This window comes from Streptomyces filamentosus (assembly GCF_014654895.1).
In the GTDB taxonomy this organism is placed as follows: Bacteria; Actinomycetota; Actinomycetes; order Streptomycetales; family Streptomycetaceae; genus Streptomyces; species Streptomyces filamentosus.
On the sequence record NZ_BNBE01000002.1, the window covers coordinates 1,594,186 to 1,609,969 of the forward strand.

A 15,784-nucleotide genomic window follows, 5' to 3' on the forward strand; every position below is an offset into this window, starting at 1 on the left:
ATAGGCTCAACCCGCTCTGCTCTCAAGGTGATCTGAGGAATCAGCGTTGACGAACGACCGCACCCGTCCCACCGTTGTCGTGGTCGGCCTCGGTGGCACCATCGCCATGATGCCCTCCGACCGTGATGGAGCGGCTCGCCCCACCCTGAGCGCGGAGGACCTGCTCGCCGCAGTACCCCAGCTTGACGCCACGGACGTCGACATCCAGACGCTGTCCTTCGCGAGTAAGCCCGGCGCCTCGCTGACGCTGGACGACATCGACCGCCTCGCGAACCAGCTCCGGGCGATGGCCGGCGAAGGCGCCGTCGACGGCATCGTCGTGACCCAGGGAACCGACACCCTGGAGGAGACCGCCTACCTGCTGAGCCTGCTGTACGCGGAGCAGGCCCCGCTCGTCGTCACCGGAGCCATGCGCGCCCCGCACCTGGCCGGCGCCGACGGGCCGGCCAACCTGCTCGCGGCCGTCACCGTCGCGGCCAGCGCCCACGCCCGCGGCCTGGGCGTCCTCGTGGTCTTCAACGACCAGGTCTTCGACCCCTCGCGTGTCCGCAAAACGCACAGCACCAGCACCAGCGCGTTCACCGCCCCCGACACCGGGGCCCTCGGCATCGTCGCGGAAGGCGCCCTCCGCCTGCTCGCCGTCCCCGCGCACACGCCCCGCCCCCTCGCCGCGACCCTCGACAGGCCAGCTCGCGTCGCCCTGTACCCCGCCGCCCTCGGCGACGACGGCGCTCTCCTGAAGACGATGCTGAACCAGGTCGACGGCATGGTCATCGCCGGCTTCGGAGTCGGCCACGTCCCCGAGACCTGGGTCCCCGTCCTCGCGAAGGCGGCCCGGCGGATCCCAGTCGTCCTCGCCTCCCGCACCGGAGCCGGTACCACCCTCACGCGCGCGTACGGGTTCGACGGATCGGAGAAGGACCTGCTCTCCCGCGGTCTCATCGGCGCAGGACACCTCGACCCGTACAAGGCCCGCCACCTCCTGACGGTGCTACTGCGCGGCGGCGCCGACAACGACACAATCCGCGCGACGTTCGCTCCCGCCGGAACGACCGCGGAGGGGCGAGGCTGATGCGAGCCACCGAACTGACCCTGGGGCGCTCCTTCGCGCTGGCCTTCGACGACGGCGACGACTTCGTCAAGGAGCTCACCGGCTTCTGCGCGGAGCAGGGGATCCGGCAGGCGATCATCCCGATGTTCCTCGGCGGATTCCGGCGGGTGCACCTGGTGGGGGCGGTCGGTCCGCTGCAGGACCCGGAGGCTCCCGTGTGGGACGAGACGGTCCTGGAGACGGTGGAGGCCGTGGGCGCCGGGACCCTCGCCTGGAGCCCGGACACGGACTCCCTGGCCCCTCATCTTCACGTCGCGGTCGGACGTAAGGACCTCAAGGCCGCCGGCAGCGTGTCCCATCTGCTGTGGGCGGAGGTCCAGTTCATCCAGGAGATGGCGTTGCAGGAGGTCATCGCGCCGTCGATGCTGCGGCCCGCGTGCGGGCCGCACAGCGTCCCGACGCTCACCTTCGCACCATCGCCGGAGACGATCCCGCCGTCGTAGGCGTTGCGCCCCAAGGCGACCGGCCCGCCTGCAGGGGCAGGTCCGCGGCGTGGAACCGCGCGGAGCCTGCCAACTGGCTGGGGCCAGTTTTGAGGAGCCCCCAGGCGTGACCGAGGCCGATCAGGTGCGTTTCGTTGGCGGCCCCGGCCTTGTCGACGAGGTCGGCGATCATCGGGCGGACGTCAGCCGGGGCGAGCCCGGCCGCCCGGGCGATGTCGTGGGTCTCCGGGTGTTCGGCGAGCGCGCGCAGCAGCCGTAGGTCCCGCTCGGTGACGTCGGGGATGCGCTCGGGGGCCGGTGGCGGAGGTACCTGTCCGCTGGCCAGTACGGCGTGGGCGCGGGCCGCCCGCCCGCGCCGACTGGTGATACCGAACTTCTTGCCGATGGCGACGATGTTGCCGGTGAACGTCGTGGTGCTGATGCCCAGGGCCTGGGCGCCCTCGGCGTTCGACGCGCCGGCGACCAGTTGTTCGGCGGCCCGTTTCTCGGCGGGGGTGAGCTGGGTGAGCGCTTGTGCGGTGCGGATCTTCACAGGCATGGGAGGTGCTTTCGGTGGTGAGGTGAGTACGTCGGCTCAGGTCACGGGGTGGTGTACCGGTCGTGGTCGATATGCCAGATGAACGCATGGACGATGTGTTCCAGGGCCTGGGCGTGGCACGTGAGCGGCGAGGGACCATTGGCGGACAGCTCGTCAATGAGAGTGCGGGCGGCCACGGCCTGCTCGTCACACAACCGGGCGGCGGCCCTGAGCGCCTCGGGAAGCTGCAGGCGGTGCTCGCGCATCAGCAGTGTCGGCAGGCTCAGCGGCGGCACGGGGCTCCGGCTCGCCTCCCGCGAGTAGGAGGCGAGGTCGTTGACCCACCCGGCCAGACATGCGACCGCGGACTCCGACCGGTCCACCAGGTGCGCAGCGCCATGCCGGTCGGGCAGTTCGTAGGAGAGGGCGATCGGTGTGATGGCGGTGAGGGTGCGGGCGAAGACGGTGAGGGGCCGCATCGTGCGGTAGGTGTGCAGCGGGACGCGGCTGGGGTCGTTCAGGTGGTGGGCCTCCCAGATGAGCCCGCGGAGATTTCCACGCAGGTGTCCGGTGAGGGTGAGGTACTGGCTGGGCGTGGCCCTGTCCCGGATGCGGTCGAGGAGGTCGCGCAGCGCTGTCGTAAACGGTCCTGGCGGTGACGTTGGGGTGTTGTCGGCCAGGACGCCGGTCAGCTCGTCGATGTGGCCGACCAGGGCGGCGGGGTCGGCCGCGGCGGTCGTCTCGCCATGGGTGTCGTCGAAGGCCACGAGCCACAGGAAGAGCTCGGCGGCGAGCAGCAGACTGTCGAGATCGGCGGTGGGCAGCGCGCGGACGATGCCCTGGCTGGTGATGCCGCACAGGGTGCGGAGCTCGTCGGCCGGCACGGGGAGGTTTCGTTCGGCGGCCCAGCGCCGGAGGTGCCTGTCCGCGGTGACAGCGTGAGGGCTGGTCGGGAACGGGCCGGGGAAGGCGGCACCGAGATCGGGCAGGGTGAGGGGGACGGGCGCGATGCCGGGGCCGCTGTTCACGCCGCCTCCCGGGCTTCAGCTCTCATCCGCAGGACGGACGGGTGGACCGTGATCGCGCCTACCGGCACGGGCCGGATCCCGGGGGCCAGTCGCAGCCGCCAGCGCGAGGCGATGAGGGCCGTGATGACCGTCATCTCGGTCCAGGCGAACGCGTCGCCTAGGCACCGGCGCTTGCCGGCGCCGAACGGGATGAAGGCGTTCTTCGGCGGCTGGGGCCGGTCCGGCAGCCAGCGGTCGGGGTCGAACCGCAACGGGTCCAGGTAGAGGCCGGGGTCGCGGTGCAGGGTGTAGGGGCTCCAGACGACGTCAGTGCCGGCGGGCAGGGTGAAGTCGCCGAGCCGGACCGCGGCGGTGGCCTGCCGGGTCACCAGCCAGCCGGGGCTGTACAGGCGGAGGGTTTCCTGGACGAGGGCGCGGGTGAACGTCAGCCGGGGCAGGTGGTCGGCGGTGAGTTCCTGTCCGGCCAGGACGGTGTCGACTTCGGTGTGGAGTCGTGCCTCGAGGTCGGGGTGGCGGCCGATCTCGTGGAAGAGCCAGGCCATGACGACGGCCGTCGTCTCAGATCCGGCGGCGAGCAGGCCGGTGACTTCGGACAGGATCTCGTCGTCCGGGAGCGGGGCGCCGGTCTCGTCCCGGGCGTCCAGGAGCATCGAGACGACGTCGTCGTAGTCGTCGGGGCGTGTGCGGTGGTCGGTGATGATGCCGGCCACCGCCTGGTGCAGGATGCTGCTGGCGCGGGCGAGCCTGCGGTTGTGGCGGGTGGGCAGCCGGTCGAGCAGTGGCAGCGGCACGAGGGCACGCCGGAGGGCCGCCTTGAAGAGGGTGTCCACGCTCGTGAGAATCGCGCGGGCGGCCTGAGGTTCGGGGGCGGCGGAGAACGCGGCGCGCATGACGATGTTCTGGGCCATCATCTGCATCTCGGTCTTCAGGTCGAGTTCGCCGCCGTCGCTCCAGGCTCCGATGGCGAAGGCGGTGGTGTCGCGCATGGTCCGGACGTAGCCGGTGACCCGCTCGCGGTGGAAGGCGGGCTGCATCAGCCGGCGGCGCGCGAGATGCCCGGGGCCTTCGGCGACGGGAAGGGCGTCCTTGCCGAAGAGCCTCAGCTTCTCGAAGAGCAGCCCCTTGGTGAAGTGACCGGACTGGGCGGTGAGCATCTGGTGGATCAACTCGGGCGAGTTCACCACGTTCACGGACTTCGGACCGAGCATGATCCGCACGGTGGGGCCGTGGGCGCGCAGTTGCTGGAGGAAGCCCAGCCGGTCGCGCAGGAGCGGCAGCGCGTGTCCGATGAGCGGGCGCCTGCCCGGAGCGATCGGCGCGAGCCGGTGGTCGGCCGTCACGAGGCCACTCCTTCCGTGTGCCGTCCGGGGCCGTGCCGGGTCAGCAGTTCGCGGGCGGCAAGGATCTCGGCCTGGATCATCGCGGTGGGGGCGTAGAGCGTCTTGTCGTGCCACAGCGCCGGGGGCCGGTGTCGGCTGCCACGGTCGTCGAGGGCGTTCTCGGCGCGCTGGAGCGCTGTGCGCCACCCGGGCCGGGTGGCGGCGGCGGGATCGGCGAGGAGGATCTGCACCGCGTACGCGGTCTCCTCCGCCGTGCCGCCCCAGACGCCCCAGGTTCCGTCGTCGTGCTGGCTGGCCAGGACCCGGTCGACGGCCGTCTGGATGGCTCGGCGGGTGCCGGGTCCGGGGTGGCCGAGGAGGGCTCGAACACACCGCTCGGTGGCGTAGTACGGGGAGGCGTGCCACTTGTCCGTCCAGGCGCCGTCGGTCTGCTGCTTCACCAGCCAGTCGCGCACGAGGTCCATGCGCGGGTAGTGGACCGGGCGCGCGGCCGGCCGCAGACGGAGGTGGGCTGTCAGGGCCTGGAGGGCGTGGGCGTTCGCCGTGACGGATCCGGTGTCCTCGCCGATGTAGCACCGGTAGTGGGTGTCGGCCCAGAACGCGGCGAGCGGGGCCGGGTCACAGGCTGTGCCGGTGACGGCGGCCACCAGCACGGCCATCGAGGTGTCGTCGGCGTCGGGCAGGAGACCCGGGGCACCGCGGACCCCGGCCGGGTCGTAGATGTCGTGTGCCCAGCCCTCGGCCGCGGCGCGGCACGCGGGCGGCAGGCCGGGGCGGGCGAGGGCGGCGGCAACCCACAGCCGCTCGAAGACACGGACCGGTGCCGCCTCCGGCAGGAGCCCGCCATAACGGCGGGCCGCAGCCGACAGGGCCGCCCTCGCCTGCTCTCCCTGCGCACGGTCCGGCTGAGAGGCGAGCCATGCGGCCGTGGCCGCGGGCGAGCTACCGAGCAGGCCGTCCGGCACGGGCACCACGCCGCCGGGCAGATGCCGAGCGACGCCCTCGAAGGTGTGGTGGAGCTTGCCTGGGACACCGGCGCGGCACCGCTGCGCGATCTCCTCGTGCCGATCGGGCCGGAATCCGGGCGGCACGCTCAGGCGCGCCCCGCGCGACACCGGCCCGAGGCGGGGCAGCGTGCCGAACACGGGCCGGTCCAGGAGGTCGTTGATGCGGGCGACGAGGCTGGGGACGAGGACTTCGATGGCTGCGGTGTCCGGCCACGGCCCATCGGCCGGCAGGGCGCGCAGCGCGGCGACGCCGTCGGCCGCAGCCGACGCGAGCCGGCCTCGGGTCGAGACGGCGGGGGTCTCGTCCCGGACGATGGTGGCGAGCAGGGCTTCGACAGCGCTGAGCGTCGGAAGCAGCCGGTACCGCGCTGGCCCTTCGCCCCAGGTGCCATCCCGCAGCTGCTGGTCCAGCAACCATCCGAGCCGGGTACCGTGCCCGTCGAGCTTCGGTGCCAGGGAGATGACGCGCGCCGTCTCGTACACCGACGCGCGGACGCTGCCCCACGGGTCGGCGTCGATGTCCGCCATCAGGCGGACGGCCTGGGAGTCGAACCGCCGAAGCGCCTGCGGTATGACAGCGGTGCTGGCCCGGGTGCCGGTCACGACTGCCGCACCGTGGCTATGCCGGCGATCTCCCTCAGGGCCTCGGCAGCGGGGAAGGGAAACGGGGCCCGGTCGAGTACGGTCAGGGCCGCATGGCGCCGGGCCGTGATCATCGTCTCGACCTGCCGGCGAGCGCCGGAGTGCTCGATGACGTCACGGACGCGCCCGAAGTCCTCGTCCGACAGGTCCGGGTTGCCGACCGCCGTGCGCAGCAGCCGTTTGTCGGCGGCGGAGGCCGATTGCAGGGCGAGCGCCATCAGCACGGTGGCCTTGCCCTCCCGTATGTCGTCACCGACCGGCTTGCCGGTCTTGGACGGATCGCCGAAGACGCCGAGGAGGTCGTCGCGCAGTTGGAAGGCCTCCCCCAGCGGGATGGCGAACTCGCTGCAGGCGCTGTGCACATCGGGTCCGGCGCCGGCGAGCGCCGCGCCGATGCGCAGCGGCCATTCCACGGTGTAGGAGGCGGTCTTGTAGCGCACGATCCGCAGCGCGGCCTCGACGTCGTCGCAGGGGCGGCCGGTCGCCACCAGGTCGAGATACTGGCCGTACACGAGCTGGCTGCGCATGGTCTCCAGCAGGGGCTGGATCCGCCACATCGCCTCCGCGCCGGGGCCGGTGCGGATGAGGTCGTCCGACAGCGTCAGGACGAGATCGCCAAGCAGAAGGCCGGCGGCCAGGCCGTGAGCCGTGGCCCGGTGCGGCGGGCGCCCGTCGGCGATGTACGCCGTGGCGAGCGCGCGGTGCGCCGTGGGGCGGCCGCGGCGCAGGTCGCTGCCGTCCATCACATCGTCGTGGATCAGGGCGAAGGCATGGAAGAGCTCCAGGGACGCGGCCACACGCAGAACCCGGTCCCGGTCGCCGGATCCCCCGCCGCCGGCGTACCAGCCTTCGACGCACAGGAGCGCCCGCAGGCGCTTGCCGCCGTCCAGGAGACTGCTCAGCGTCGTGAACAGCGGAGTCATCTCCGGCCCAGGCGCGGCCTGGGCCCTCTGGGCGAGGAAGTCGGCGAGGATCGCGTCGACTTCGTCCCGCAGGGCGGACGGATCCGGCAGGGCGGTGGTGGATGGTGCCGGCCGGCGTTTCCCCGTCTGGTCGAGGACCGTCATGGGAGCCTCCTTCTTCTTCAGAGCGGACCGAGGTGGGCGGCTGTGAGGTGCGGGGCGACGTGGCCGGGCCGGACTTACCCGTGGCGCGGCTTCACTGCTTGCTGCGTGGTGCCGGAGGGAGGGCGAGTTCAGCGCGCACGGGCGGAGGCCTGCAGCCGCCCGGCCGCGGGCCGTCGCGGTTCGGTGCTCGCCGGACGAGACGGGGCGCTCGGTGCCGGCACGAGCGGGGTGAAACGGCAGGGAAGAGCCGTGAGGACGCGGTAGATGGGGTCGGGTCGGTGCGTCAGATGCTCGGCCGGTACGGCGAGTTCGATGTCCGGCAGGGTGGCGGTGAGCCGCTCGATCGCCGCGATCGCGACGACGAGGGCGATGGACTGCGCGGGGCACTCGTGCGGGCCGGCGGCGAACGCCAGGTGCGCCTTGCGGTCAGAGCGGAACCCCTCACGGCTCTGCCCGGTGTACGGGCAGGTGTTGATCGCGGCGTAGGCGACGAAGACCGGCTGGCCCTGGTCGATGTCACGCCCGTGGAAGCGCACGGGCTGGCGCGGCCGGTGGAGGCTGTACATGGCCAGGGGCGGGTCGTTCCACAGGACGTCGTCGATGGCGTGCCGGATGGGCAGGCTGCCGGTCGTCAGGGTGCCGCGGTAGCGCTCGTCGGAGAGTATGCGGGCGGCGGTGTTGGCGATGAGACCGGCCAGTGTCTCCCAGGCGGCGCCCTGGGTGATCAGGATCTGGTTGATGACCTCATCGGGGGACAGACCGTTGGGGTGGTCGATGAACCACGAGGTGAGGTCGTGACCTCGCTGGGCGGCCTTCGTCTGGTACAGCGTGCCGAGGTAGGCGCCGAGGGACTGTTCGCCCTGGGCCTTGCGGACGAGGCCCGTGCTCGTCATCGCCTCGACCGCGCCGATGAGTTGGGCGGCATCGGCGTCGGGCATCCCGAAGAGGGAGTTGAGCACCATCAGGGGGAGTCGCCGGGCGTACTGGTTGACGAGGTCGGCGCGGCCGGCGTGGGAGAACTCGGCCAGGAGCGTGTCGGCGTGCCGCAGCGTCGTGTCCCGCACGTGACGGGGGTCGAGGAGTGCGAAGCTGTCGGTGATGACCCGGCGCAGGTGGGCGTGTTCCTGTCCGTCCGCGAAGAAGAGGCTGGGGCGCCACTGGAGCATCGGCATGACTGGACTGTCGGCGGGGACGTGCTCCATCCACCCGCGGGTGTCCTTGGTCCACAGGCCGGTCCGGTCGTGGAAGAGGTCCAGGGCGGCCCGGTAGTCGGTGATCACCCAGACGAGGACGCCGGCGTCGATCTCGGCGAGTCCCACAGGGCCCTGCTCTCGCAGGCGGGCGAAGCTGCGCTGGGGGTCGGCGGCGTGCTCGGCGGTGTAGAGCGGCACGGCGGACTGCTGGGGGGCGGTTGTCATGGCAGTTCGGCTCCGGCGCGGGATACGAGGTGGTCGGCCAGTGTTCTGAGCGCGTCCAGTACCGATGTGCGGTCTCGCGCGTCGCAGGTGACCAGGGGGGTGTGGTCTTCCAGGTCGAGCTTGCTGCGTACGAGGGCGAGCTCGTGCTCGGGGGTGTCGGGGAACCGGTTCAGCGCGACGACGTAGTCCAGGCCGGCCTCCTCGATGAGGCCCATCACCTCGAAGGAGGCGTCGAGTCTGCGGGTGTCGACGAGGACCAGGGCACCGAGGGCTCCCTGTGTGATCTCGTCCCAGATGACCCGGAATCGCTCCTGCCCGGGCGTCCCGAACAGGTACAGGACGATGCGGGCGCCGGAAAGCGTGATGCGTCCGAAGTCGAGGGCGACCGTGGTGGTGGTCTTGCCGTCGACGACCAGGTCGTCGACCGACGCTGCGGCCTGCGTCATGGGCTCTTCCGTGTGCAGGCTGCGGATCTCGGACACCGTCTCGATGGCCGTGGTCTTTCCGATCCCGAACGGCCCGACGATGAGGATCTTCACCAGGTCGAAGTCCCCGTCGGGCAGATACACCGGTGACGGCGGGCTGCTAGAGGGCGAGGAGACCATCGCGGACCCTTTCCAGGAGAGACTTAGTGGGCTGCTCGGCCCCGGGTGTCCGAATGCCGTCGGGAAGCCCTGTGAGGGGCGCTCGTGCCATCAGGTAGCCGTCGTCGACGAGCTGGGAGGCGATCATCTTGCCGACCCCCATCGGCAGTCGCAGGTAGCCGGCGGACTCCGCGACTGTCAGCGGCCCCTTGGCGGTCAGGTCCAGCAGCCGCTGCTGCGCCGGGGTGTGGTGGGGCGAGGCCGACAGGCCCGTGGCGATGAGCACGGTGAGCGCCTGAAGGGAGTTGCGGGTGGGTGCGCTGCTGCCTCCGGGCGCCAGGTAGCTCGGGACGAGCCTGCGCCCCTGGCCTCGGCTCATGAGGCGGGGCCGTCGTTCCGCGACGACACGGTCATGACCTTCTCACCGAGCTTCTTCGCCTGCGTGGCCATGGTCTGCGCGATGATGCCCATCGGCGTCGCCGGGCCGAAAGCGGCGGCGAGGTAGGCGTTGCTCCCTCCGCCGACGGGCATGACCATGAGGGTGCCGGCGCTCATACCGTCCTGCGCCGTGGGGTCGACGTCCAGCTGCACGGTGATGGTCGAGATGGGCGTCTTCTCGTGAGCGCCGAGGGCCTCCACCGCCGCGGCGCGGCCCGCGCCGTGGAGGGACGAGATCGCCGCGGAGACCCGCTCGGCCATGTCCCTCGTGGCGCGCTCGTCCAGGTCCCTCGTGGCCCGGTGGGCCGAGCCGCTGGTGGTGCCTTCGGACACCCCCACGACGATCCCGTCGGAGGAGATGATCAGTGCGATGCGCACCCCGCTGATCGTGGTGATCGGGTCCAGGACCCAGGAGGGGTCGGTGATCTGCGCGGCGAGGGTGGAGCTGCTCATGTTCGGTCCTCGTTTCGGATGTCAGAAGGGGTTCCGGCTCGTCCGGCGGCTATCCCCTGTTCGAAGTCGTCCCAGGTCGAGCGGGCTTGCGTCGGCTCAGGCGGATGACCTCCCGCGGCGGTTCGCTCCTCCAAGCCGGCCGCCCTGCGGCCGCGGCGGTGGCGCTGGGGCAAGGCATCGCTGTCCGGGCCGACGGCCCCGGGACCGGCGGAGGTGATCGCTCTGCGCGGTGTGCGAGGGGCGGGGGCCGGCACAGGGGACATGGCGGAGAGGGGGTCCGTGTGAGGGTCGATCGAAGTGACCAGGGCCGGAGGGATGGTGATGATCGCGCGGACGCCCGAGTAGGGGGATGCCTGATCGACGGTGACCTGGAAGCCGTGGTCGGCGACCAACTTGCCGATGGCCGCGAAGCCGAGGGCGGGAGGATCACCCAGTTCGGTCAGCAGAGCCTGCTGCCTGCCGGCGAGCAGTTGTGCCGCGCGGCTGGCCTCCTCGGCGGTCATGCCCTTGCCGGCATCGTCGATCTGGATGCAGACCGCGCCGTTGTCGGGCTGCAGGAGGGTGACCTCCACCATGAGGTCCGCGCGTGAGGACTCCAGAGCGTTCGCCAGCAGCTCCGTGCAGGCCACCGCGATCGGCTCCGCAGCGCGTCCGACAACACCGACGGTTTCGGTGCGCAGCTTGGAGTGGACGCTGATGCGCTCGAAGCCGTGCAGGCGGGATTTCGCCCCGGTGACGAGGTCGGGAAGATGGGTGTCCGCACGAACGAGACCAGGCCAGGAGCCGGCGACGATCGCTCCCTTCTGGACCAGGCGCACCAGCTGCTCGTTGAGGTGGTCGAGGCGGAAGTAGTTCTTGAGGGTCTCCTCGTCCTCGCACGTCTGCTGCAGAGCGTCGAGATCGGTCTGCAGCTGGTACGACTTCGCCTGGACCTCCATGAAGGCGCCGCGCAGAGCAGCACGGGCCGCCGCATCCACACGGTGCCGCTCTTCGAGGACTACCTTCGCGAACAGCTCCTGGACCGAGTCGAGGAGGGCCGCGAACTCGGTGCCGGACAAGCTGGTGTCCCCCAAGCCGGGAACGGGGTAGTGGTCACTGCGCAGATGCAGAGCCAGGCTGGGCAGCCGCCCGCTCACGAGGTGCTGCAGCGCCTCGTCCCTCCGCTGCTGCTCGACCGCAGCGCCTGCCCGGGCCTGGGCGAGACTGCGCGAGAGAGTCCGGCGCGATCGTGCCACGAGCGCCACGGTGGCGAGGCTGCCAACGGTTGTGGCGCTCAAGGCCGCGATGGCCACTTCGTGTATCGCAGTCACGGTCAGGTCCTCGGGTATCGAGGCCGCCTCCCCGGACACCGTGGGGTGATGTCAGGGTCACCCTGGGGGATGTTCGGCATCCGGGGAAGCGGCGGATGGTGACAGGCGAGTGGTCGAGTGCTCCGGGGCCCTCGCCTGAGGGGACGTGAGGGGTGGTGCAGTCGTCGTCAGCTCCAAGTCCGGCTTCAGCAGGCCGGTTTGGAACTGATCAACACCCTGCCGCGCTCCTGGAGGGTTCCGCCAGGGTGCGGGTGTGTCACCTCGGTGGTCACTTTCCTGTCCCGCCCCGTCAACCCGGGGCGGCGAAAACGGCATAACCCTTACAAATCTTGAGGTCGTTGAGGGCTGTCTGCTGGAAAAGTGACCACCGGAGTGACACACGGGTCTCCTGGACGCGGGTACCGGGCGAATGCCACGGTGAGTGGCGGCAGGCTGGCAGCACCGCCGCCCACCAACTTCTTTCGCGCCGCCGCGCCCGCGCCCGCCGCAGCGGGCCGAAGCGGCGCCCTGATCCCCGCGAAGAGAGCGAGCCTTCGTGACCGCTTCATACCTCTCCCCCCGGCGCCTGATGGCCGGGCGGGACGAACATCCCCTGGGGGTTGGCTGCCGGCCCATCGGTGGACCGACGACCAACGAGGGCCGTCCGATCGGATGGGCCCATGTGGCCGACAGCAGCGCGGTCGATGCCCTCCTTCGCGCGCACGCCCTGGGTGCGACCGTGTACGACACCTCGGACGTCTACGGACTGGGCCACTCCCAGAGGCTGCTCGGCAGGATGCTCGCCCAAGTGCCGCGCTCAAGCGTGCGCATCACGTGCACTATCGGCACGTACAAGGGGACCGGTCAGCATGCCTACAGTTCCCTCAACCTCTTCCGCCAGGTGGAGCAGACCCAGGAGAACCTGGGCGTGAAGCAGCTCGATGTGCTGGTCCTCGCCCACGCCGACTTCGGGCCGCGCGACCGCTACCTCGAAGAGGCGCGGGACACCTTGCAGGCCTTGCGCGATTCCGGCGACGTCACGGCGATCGGGATGCGCATGCCGGGCACCCTGCCGGCGAGTCCGGCCGCTTCTGACCCGAGCGCCGAATGCCAGGGAAGCCAGCCGCGCTACGACTTCCTCTTGGAGCAGCTCAACCTGCAGGTTCTCAGCACCGCAGCCCACCCCCTTGATCCGCAGACCGTTGACGCTGCCACGGTCGGCGCCGGAAGGGGAGAAAGCATCTTCCGCTTCGCACGCCGGCATGGTGCCGCAACCATGATCCACGAACCGCTCCTGCATGGATTGCTCACCGGGAAGTACGGTCCCGACGCAGCCTTCTCCTCCGGCGACGTCCGCACCCGGTACACCCCGACGATCCTTCAGATCGTCGACCGCGGCTTGGAGGCTCTCCGCAGCCGCTTCGGGCAGGATCCGCAAGCCCTCGCGCGGATGGCCCTGCACTACAGCCTCAGGCGCTGCCCTGACTCCATCGTGCTGGCCGGGGTCTCCAGCCCAGAACAAGTGAACAGAAACTTCGAGGACCTCAGTGCCGTGGTGAGTGACGACGACTACGCCCTCGCTGAGCGCGCGTATTCGACTCTGCACGCCGAGCTCGCCTGGCATGCCTCCTCAGGGAAAGTGCCATAGGGCTGTAGCGGCGGAACAACTCTCTGCCCAGCCGTGACCTCTTCCACGGCAGCCTCGGAGGCAGCGACCAGGGCTACTAGCGCCAACCGGATCTCTTACGATCGCGGCGCCCTCTCTGGCTAGTCCGCGCCTTCGACCTCATGGGGCCGACTCCTCCGGCCACACAAACCCGACTCGCCCGGCTGGTTGCCGCAGTCCGTTGCTGGGAGATCCACGGCATCCTGCCGGCTCCCAGAACGACGACATGGACAGGGAGTACGAGGCGATGCTCGAACAGATCCGAACCTTGGGCACCGAACACGCCCTGTTCGGCGACTTCGAAGTCGCCGAACGTGAAGGCCGGCAGGCCGTCACCGAGTGCATGGCGGTCCGCTCCCCGCGCTGCATTCGAGCAGTCGCTCCACATCTACACGAACCTCAACCCGCGCGACGCCGACCGCGTACCGCCAGCTTCCCATCTCATGACCGGCCTGGCCCGTGACCTGCTCCGCAGTCTTTCGGTCGTTGGCGCTAGGCAGCGGCTGCGAACCTCCGAAACTGCGTGCTCGTCGTCCTCCGACCGTTGCCTCGGCGACCCCATCCAAAGTTCACGTTCCGTATCACCACAAAGAACGCCCGTAAAGGTGATCACCCGTTTGGTTCTGCAGACCAACAGAAGACGTAGTGCCACCAAGGGAAAGAGGCCCGCATGAGCCCGGACAGCACCTACTGGATGAGCCACGCCATTCGCGTCGCACAAAGGGCGCCAGAATCGGGTCTCCGGGTCGGTGTTGCGCTTGTATCAGAAAGCGACGAGCTGATCTCCTCCGCCTTCGAGGGGGAAGTGCCCGGCGCATCCTGGTATCGCACTCTGCGAGGCAAGGTGCAAGAACTCGGAGCGTTTAGCGCCCACAGCATTTACCTGACGATCAACACCCTGTCCGCGGCTGGATCGTTTGAGCTCGCCGAGCTTTTGAAGGAAGTGCGCATCGACAGGGTCTACATCGGCCTGCCAGACCCCGCGCTGACGAGATACCTCGATGAGGATCCCGTCACCGCTCGAGGTCACGTACACCGCTTCCCCGAAGATCTGCAGCGCGAGATCCTGGAGCAGAACCAGGACTTCTACGCAGTGAGCGAGCAAAATATCGAGTGCAACCCCCACTACTCCACACATCGCATCAGTGAAAGTGTCTCCTCAGGGTTGAAGGCAAGGGGGTTCGCGCTTTCCAGGGAGGATGTCAACGCAAACAGGGGGAGGGTCGCGCTCGCTTCGCTGATCTGCCAGAGGTATGAGGTCGAGTACGAGAAGGCTGATCGCGTCGTAGGCGACGCCCTCTCCGAAGCGTTTGACGCGAAGTACGGCACCTATGACTACGCGTACGACGCTCGCGCGGCTAACGCGGGGTGGACCGACGATTTCAAGTCGGTTTACGAGAGGTCGTCCACAAGGCCGCTGTCTTCCGTCAGCATCCTCAACGTCGGCGTCGGGGCCGGCTACGAGGCGGCAGCCTTGTTCTCGGATTGCCCGCGGACCACCTTTGTCGACATCGCGGCACGGGGACTCGCCAACATACGCCGCCGCATTCCCTCGTCGAGAACGGTCGTCTCCAGTGCCGAAGACCTGTCCGCTCTGCCTGAGAACGGTTTCGATCTGTACGTCTCCTTGAGAACGTACAACTCGTCGTTCTTCAGTACGTCCGCAGCAGCGGCAGAGGCGCATAGAGTGCTGAAGCCCGGTTCGGTCATTATCGTCTCCGTGGCCAACGGATTTCTGTATGCTCAGCGACGCTGCGTCGTTCCAGGGCTGATCATCCCCGGCACCGACTTCGTCGACCTCTACCGTGGAATGGACACAGCCAATCAGATTGGTGCGGAGCTCGACTGTGCCGGGTTCAAAGATGTTCGGATGTTCCCGACAAGCACCGAGATCTACCTGTCGGCTGTTGTCGCCTGACGTTTCCACCGCCTCTCCAGCAGGACGCGGGTCTGCGGCGTTTCGTCGGCGGACGGTCGGGGCGACCGAAGTGTTCGGAGCGACCAGCACGAAGGAAGGAATTTTGAAATGAGCGGGCGAACGACTGTTGCCCATCGGATCCTGCAGTTCAACGAGGAACTCGCGAAAACGACCCTCGAACTTCCTCCCGGGTACACGGTCGTCAACCCGTTCAACGGCCCCCAGAAGGACCGTGTCCGGGAAGTGACGACGAGGTTCTACCACAAGTACTACGACGACGATAAGCCGCGCCGTCTCGTACTGGGGAGCTCGCCGGCGCGCCGCGGCACGGCCGTGACCGGGGTCCCGTTCGAAGACGCCAGGCTCCTCGAAGACGAAACGGGAGTCGATGTCCACGGCTACGCGGTGAGCCGACCTTCCGCCGACTTTCTGCACGACGTCATCAGCCGCTACGGGGGTCGTAGCAAGTTCTATGCCGACTTCGTCATGAGTTTCGTGTGTCCCCTTGGCCTGGTGAGAGCGAACTCCAAGGGGAAAGAGGTCAACTGCAACTATTACGAGACCAAGAAGCTGCTGGAACTCCTCAGCTCTTTCCTTGTTGACACCCTGGAGCGCCAGCTGGCATTCGGAATCGACACCTCGGTTTGCTACTGCATCGGCAGTGGCGAGAACTTCGCGTACCTGTCGAAGGTGAATGAGGGGCAGTGCTTCTTCCGGGAGATCGTGCCTCTGGAGCACCCTCGTTTCATCACCCAATACAACGGGGGCAGGAAGGAAGAATTCGCCGAAAAGTACCTCAGCGCCTTCCGCAGGAAAGGCGATTAGTCGCCGCGTCCTCCGGAAGACTCGCCGACCTCTCGGTC

General features: G+C 69.3%; 15 protein-coding genes. 5 read left to right on the top strand and 10 right to left on the bottom strand.

Annotated features, from left to right (window positions below; all coding sequences use genetic code 11):
- Window positions 1-46: 46 nt before the first annotated feature.
- Together IE326_RS26125 and IE326_RS26130 are read left to right on the top strand one after the other, a co-directional pair.
- On the top strand, window positions 47-1,072 hold the full coding sequence (locus IE326_RS26125) for an asparaginase (RefSeq protein ID WP_229915630.1): 1,026 nt from the start codon (window positions 47-49) through the stop codon (window positions 1,070-1,072).
- On the top strand, window positions 1,072-1,554 hold the full coding sequence (locus tag IE326_RS26130) for a PPC domain-containing DNA-binding protein (RefSeq protein WP_190043222.1): 483 nt from the start codon (window positions 1,072-1,074) through the stop codon (window positions 1,552-1,554). The genes IE326_RS26125 and IE326_RS26130 overlap by 1 nt, the downstream gene beginning before the upstream one ends.
- Here the strand turns inward: IE326_RS26130 and IE326_RS26135 are convergent.
- From IE326_RS26135 to IE326_RS26180, 10 genes are all read right to left on the bottom strand, one after another.
- Window positions 1,514-2,092 (bottom strand): helix-turn-helix domain-containing protein, encoded by a 579-nt coding sequence (locus tag IE326_RS26135; RefSeq protein ID WP_190043223.1) that lies wholly within the window; start codon window positions 2,090-2,092, stop codon window positions 1,514-1,516. The genes IE326_RS26130 and IE326_RS26135 overlap by 41 nt on opposite strands.
- 41 nt (window positions 2,093-2,133) lie before the next feature.
- The gene (locus IE326_RS26140; RefSeq protein ID WP_190043224.1) at window positions 2,134-3,099 is read right to left on the bottom strand and encodes a terpene synthase family protein; all 966 of its coding nucleotides are present in this window, start codon (window positions 3,097-3,099) and stop codon (window positions 2,134-2,136) included.
- Complete coding sequence (locus tag IE326_RS26145; protein ID WP_190043225.1) at window positions 3,096-4,439, bottom strand: cytochrome P450; 1,344 nt, start codon at window positions 4,437-4,439, stop codon at window positions 3,096-3,098. Before IE326_RS26145 ends, IE326_RS26140 begins: the two co-directional genes overlap by 4 nt.
- Window positions 4,436-6,049 carry a prenyltransferase gene (locus IE326_RS26150; protein ID WP_190043226.1) on the bottom strand — a complete coding sequence of 538 codons (1,614 nt, stop codon included), beginning with the start codon at window positions 6,047-6,049 and terminating at the stop codon, window positions 4,436-4,438. The genes IE326_RS26145 and IE326_RS26150 overlap by 4 nt, the downstream gene beginning before the upstream one ends.
- Window positions 6,046-7,155 (bottom strand): polyprenyl synthetase family protein, encoded by a 1,110-nt coding sequence (locus IE326_RS26155; protein ID WP_190043227.1) that lies wholly within the window; start codon window positions 7,153-7,155, stop codon window positions 6,046-6,048. Before IE326_RS26155 ends, IE326_RS26150 begins: the two co-directional genes overlap by 4 nt.
- A gap of 128 nt (window positions 7,156-7,283) precedes the next feature.
- On the bottom strand, window positions 7,284-8,573 hold the full coding sequence (locus IE326_RS26160; protein WP_190043228.1) for a cytochrome P450 family protein: 1,290 nt from the start codon (window positions 8,571-8,573) through the stop codon (window positions 7,284-7,286).
- Complete coding sequence (locus IE326_RS26165) at window positions 8,570-9,178, bottom strand: GTP-binding protein (protein WP_190043229.1); 609 nt, start codon at window positions 9,176-9,178, stop codon at window positions 8,570-8,572. The genes IE326_RS26160 and IE326_RS26165 overlap by 4 nt, the downstream gene beginning before the upstream one ends.
- Window positions 9,159-9,536 (bottom strand): DUF742 domain-containing protein, encoded by a 378-nt coding sequence (locus tag IE326_RS26170; protein WP_190043230.1) that lies wholly within the window; start codon window positions 9,534-9,536, stop codon window positions 9,159-9,161. The genes IE326_RS26165 and IE326_RS26170 overlap by 20 nt, the downstream gene beginning before the upstream one ends.
- Window positions 9,533-10,048, bottom strand: a complete 516-nt coding sequence (locus IE326_RS26175; RefSeq protein WP_190043231.1) for a roadblock/LC7 domain-containing protein — start codon at window positions 10,046-10,048, stop codon at window positions 9,533-9,535. The genes IE326_RS26170 and IE326_RS26175 overlap by 4 nt, the downstream gene beginning before the upstream one ends.
- On the bottom strand, window positions 10,045-11,340 hold the full coding sequence (locus tag IE326_RS26180; RefSeq protein ID WP_190043232.1) for an ATP-binding protein: 1,296 nt from the start codon (window positions 11,338-11,340) through the stop codon (window positions 10,045-10,047). The genes IE326_RS26175 and IE326_RS26180 overlap by 4 nt, the downstream gene beginning before the upstream one ends.
- A 679-nt stretch (window positions 11,341-12,019) precedes the next feature.
- Between IE326_RS26180 and IE326_RS26185 the strand changes: the two genes are divergently transcribed.
- The 3 genes from IE326_RS26185 to IE326_RS26195 all read left to right on the top strand — a co-directional run bounded on the left by IE326_RS26185 (window position 12,020) and on the right by IE326_RS26195 (window position 15,746).
- The gene (locus IE326_RS26185) at window positions 12,020-12,985 is read left to right on the top strand and encodes an aldo/keto reductase (RefSeq protein WP_190043233.1); all 966 of its coding nucleotides are present in this window, start codon (window positions 12,020-12,022) and stop codon (window positions 12,983-12,985) included.
- Between the two features lie 688 nt (window positions 12,986-13,673).
- Window positions 13,674-14,921, top strand: a complete 1,248-nt coding sequence (locus tag IE326_RS26190) for a methyltransferase domain-containing protein (protein ID WP_190043234.1) — start codon at window positions 13,674-13,676, stop codon at window positions 14,919-14,921.
- A 108-nt stretch (window positions 14,922-15,029) separates the two neighbouring features.
- Window positions 15,030-15,746 (top strand): uracil-DNA glycosylase family protein, encoded by a 717-nt coding sequence (locus IE326_RS26195; protein WP_190043235.1) that lies wholly within the window; start codon window positions 15,030-15,032, stop codon window positions 15,744-15,746.
- The last annotated feature ends 38 nt before the right edge of the window (window positions 15,747-15,784 follow it).

Bases quoted from the DNA above. Each gene is read 5' to 3' on its own strand.
- IE326_RS26130 (WP_190043222.1), top strand. From the start codon at position 1,072: ATGCGAGCCACCGAACTGACCCTGGGGCGCTCCTTCGCGCTGGCCTTC.
- IE326_RS26135 (WP_190043223.1), bottom strand. From the start codon at position 2,092: ATGCCTGTGAAGATCCGCACCGCACAAGCGCTCACCCAGCTCACCCCC.
- IE326_RS26155 (WP_190043227.1), bottom strand. From the start codon at position 7,155: ATGACGGTCCTCGACCAGACGGGGAAACGCCGGCCGGCACCATCCACC.
- IE326_RS26160 (WP_190043228.1), bottom strand. From the start codon at position 8,573: ATGACAACCGCCCCCCAGCAGTCCGCCGTGCCGCTCTACACCGCCGAG.
- IE326_RS26165 (WP_190043229.1), bottom strand. From the start codon at position 9,178: ATGGTCTCCTCGCCCTCTAGCAGCCCGCCGTCACCGGTGTATCTGCCC.
- IE326_RS26170 (WP_190043230.1), bottom strand. From the start codon at position 9,536: ATGAGCCGAGGCCAGGGGCGCAGGCTCGTCCCGAGCTACCTGGCGCCC.
- IE326_RS26175 (WP_190043231.1), bottom strand. From the start codon at position 10,048: ATGAGCAGCTCCACCCTCGCCGCGCAGATCACCGACCCCTCCTGGGTC.
- IE326_RS26190 (WP_190043234.1), top strand. From the start codon at position 13,674: ATGAGCCCGGACAGCACCTACTGGATGAGCCACGCCATTCGCGTCGCA.
- IE326_RS26195 (WP_190043235.1), top strand. From the start codon at position 15,030: ATGAGCGGGCGAACGACTGTTGCCCATCGGATCCTGCAGTTCAACGAG.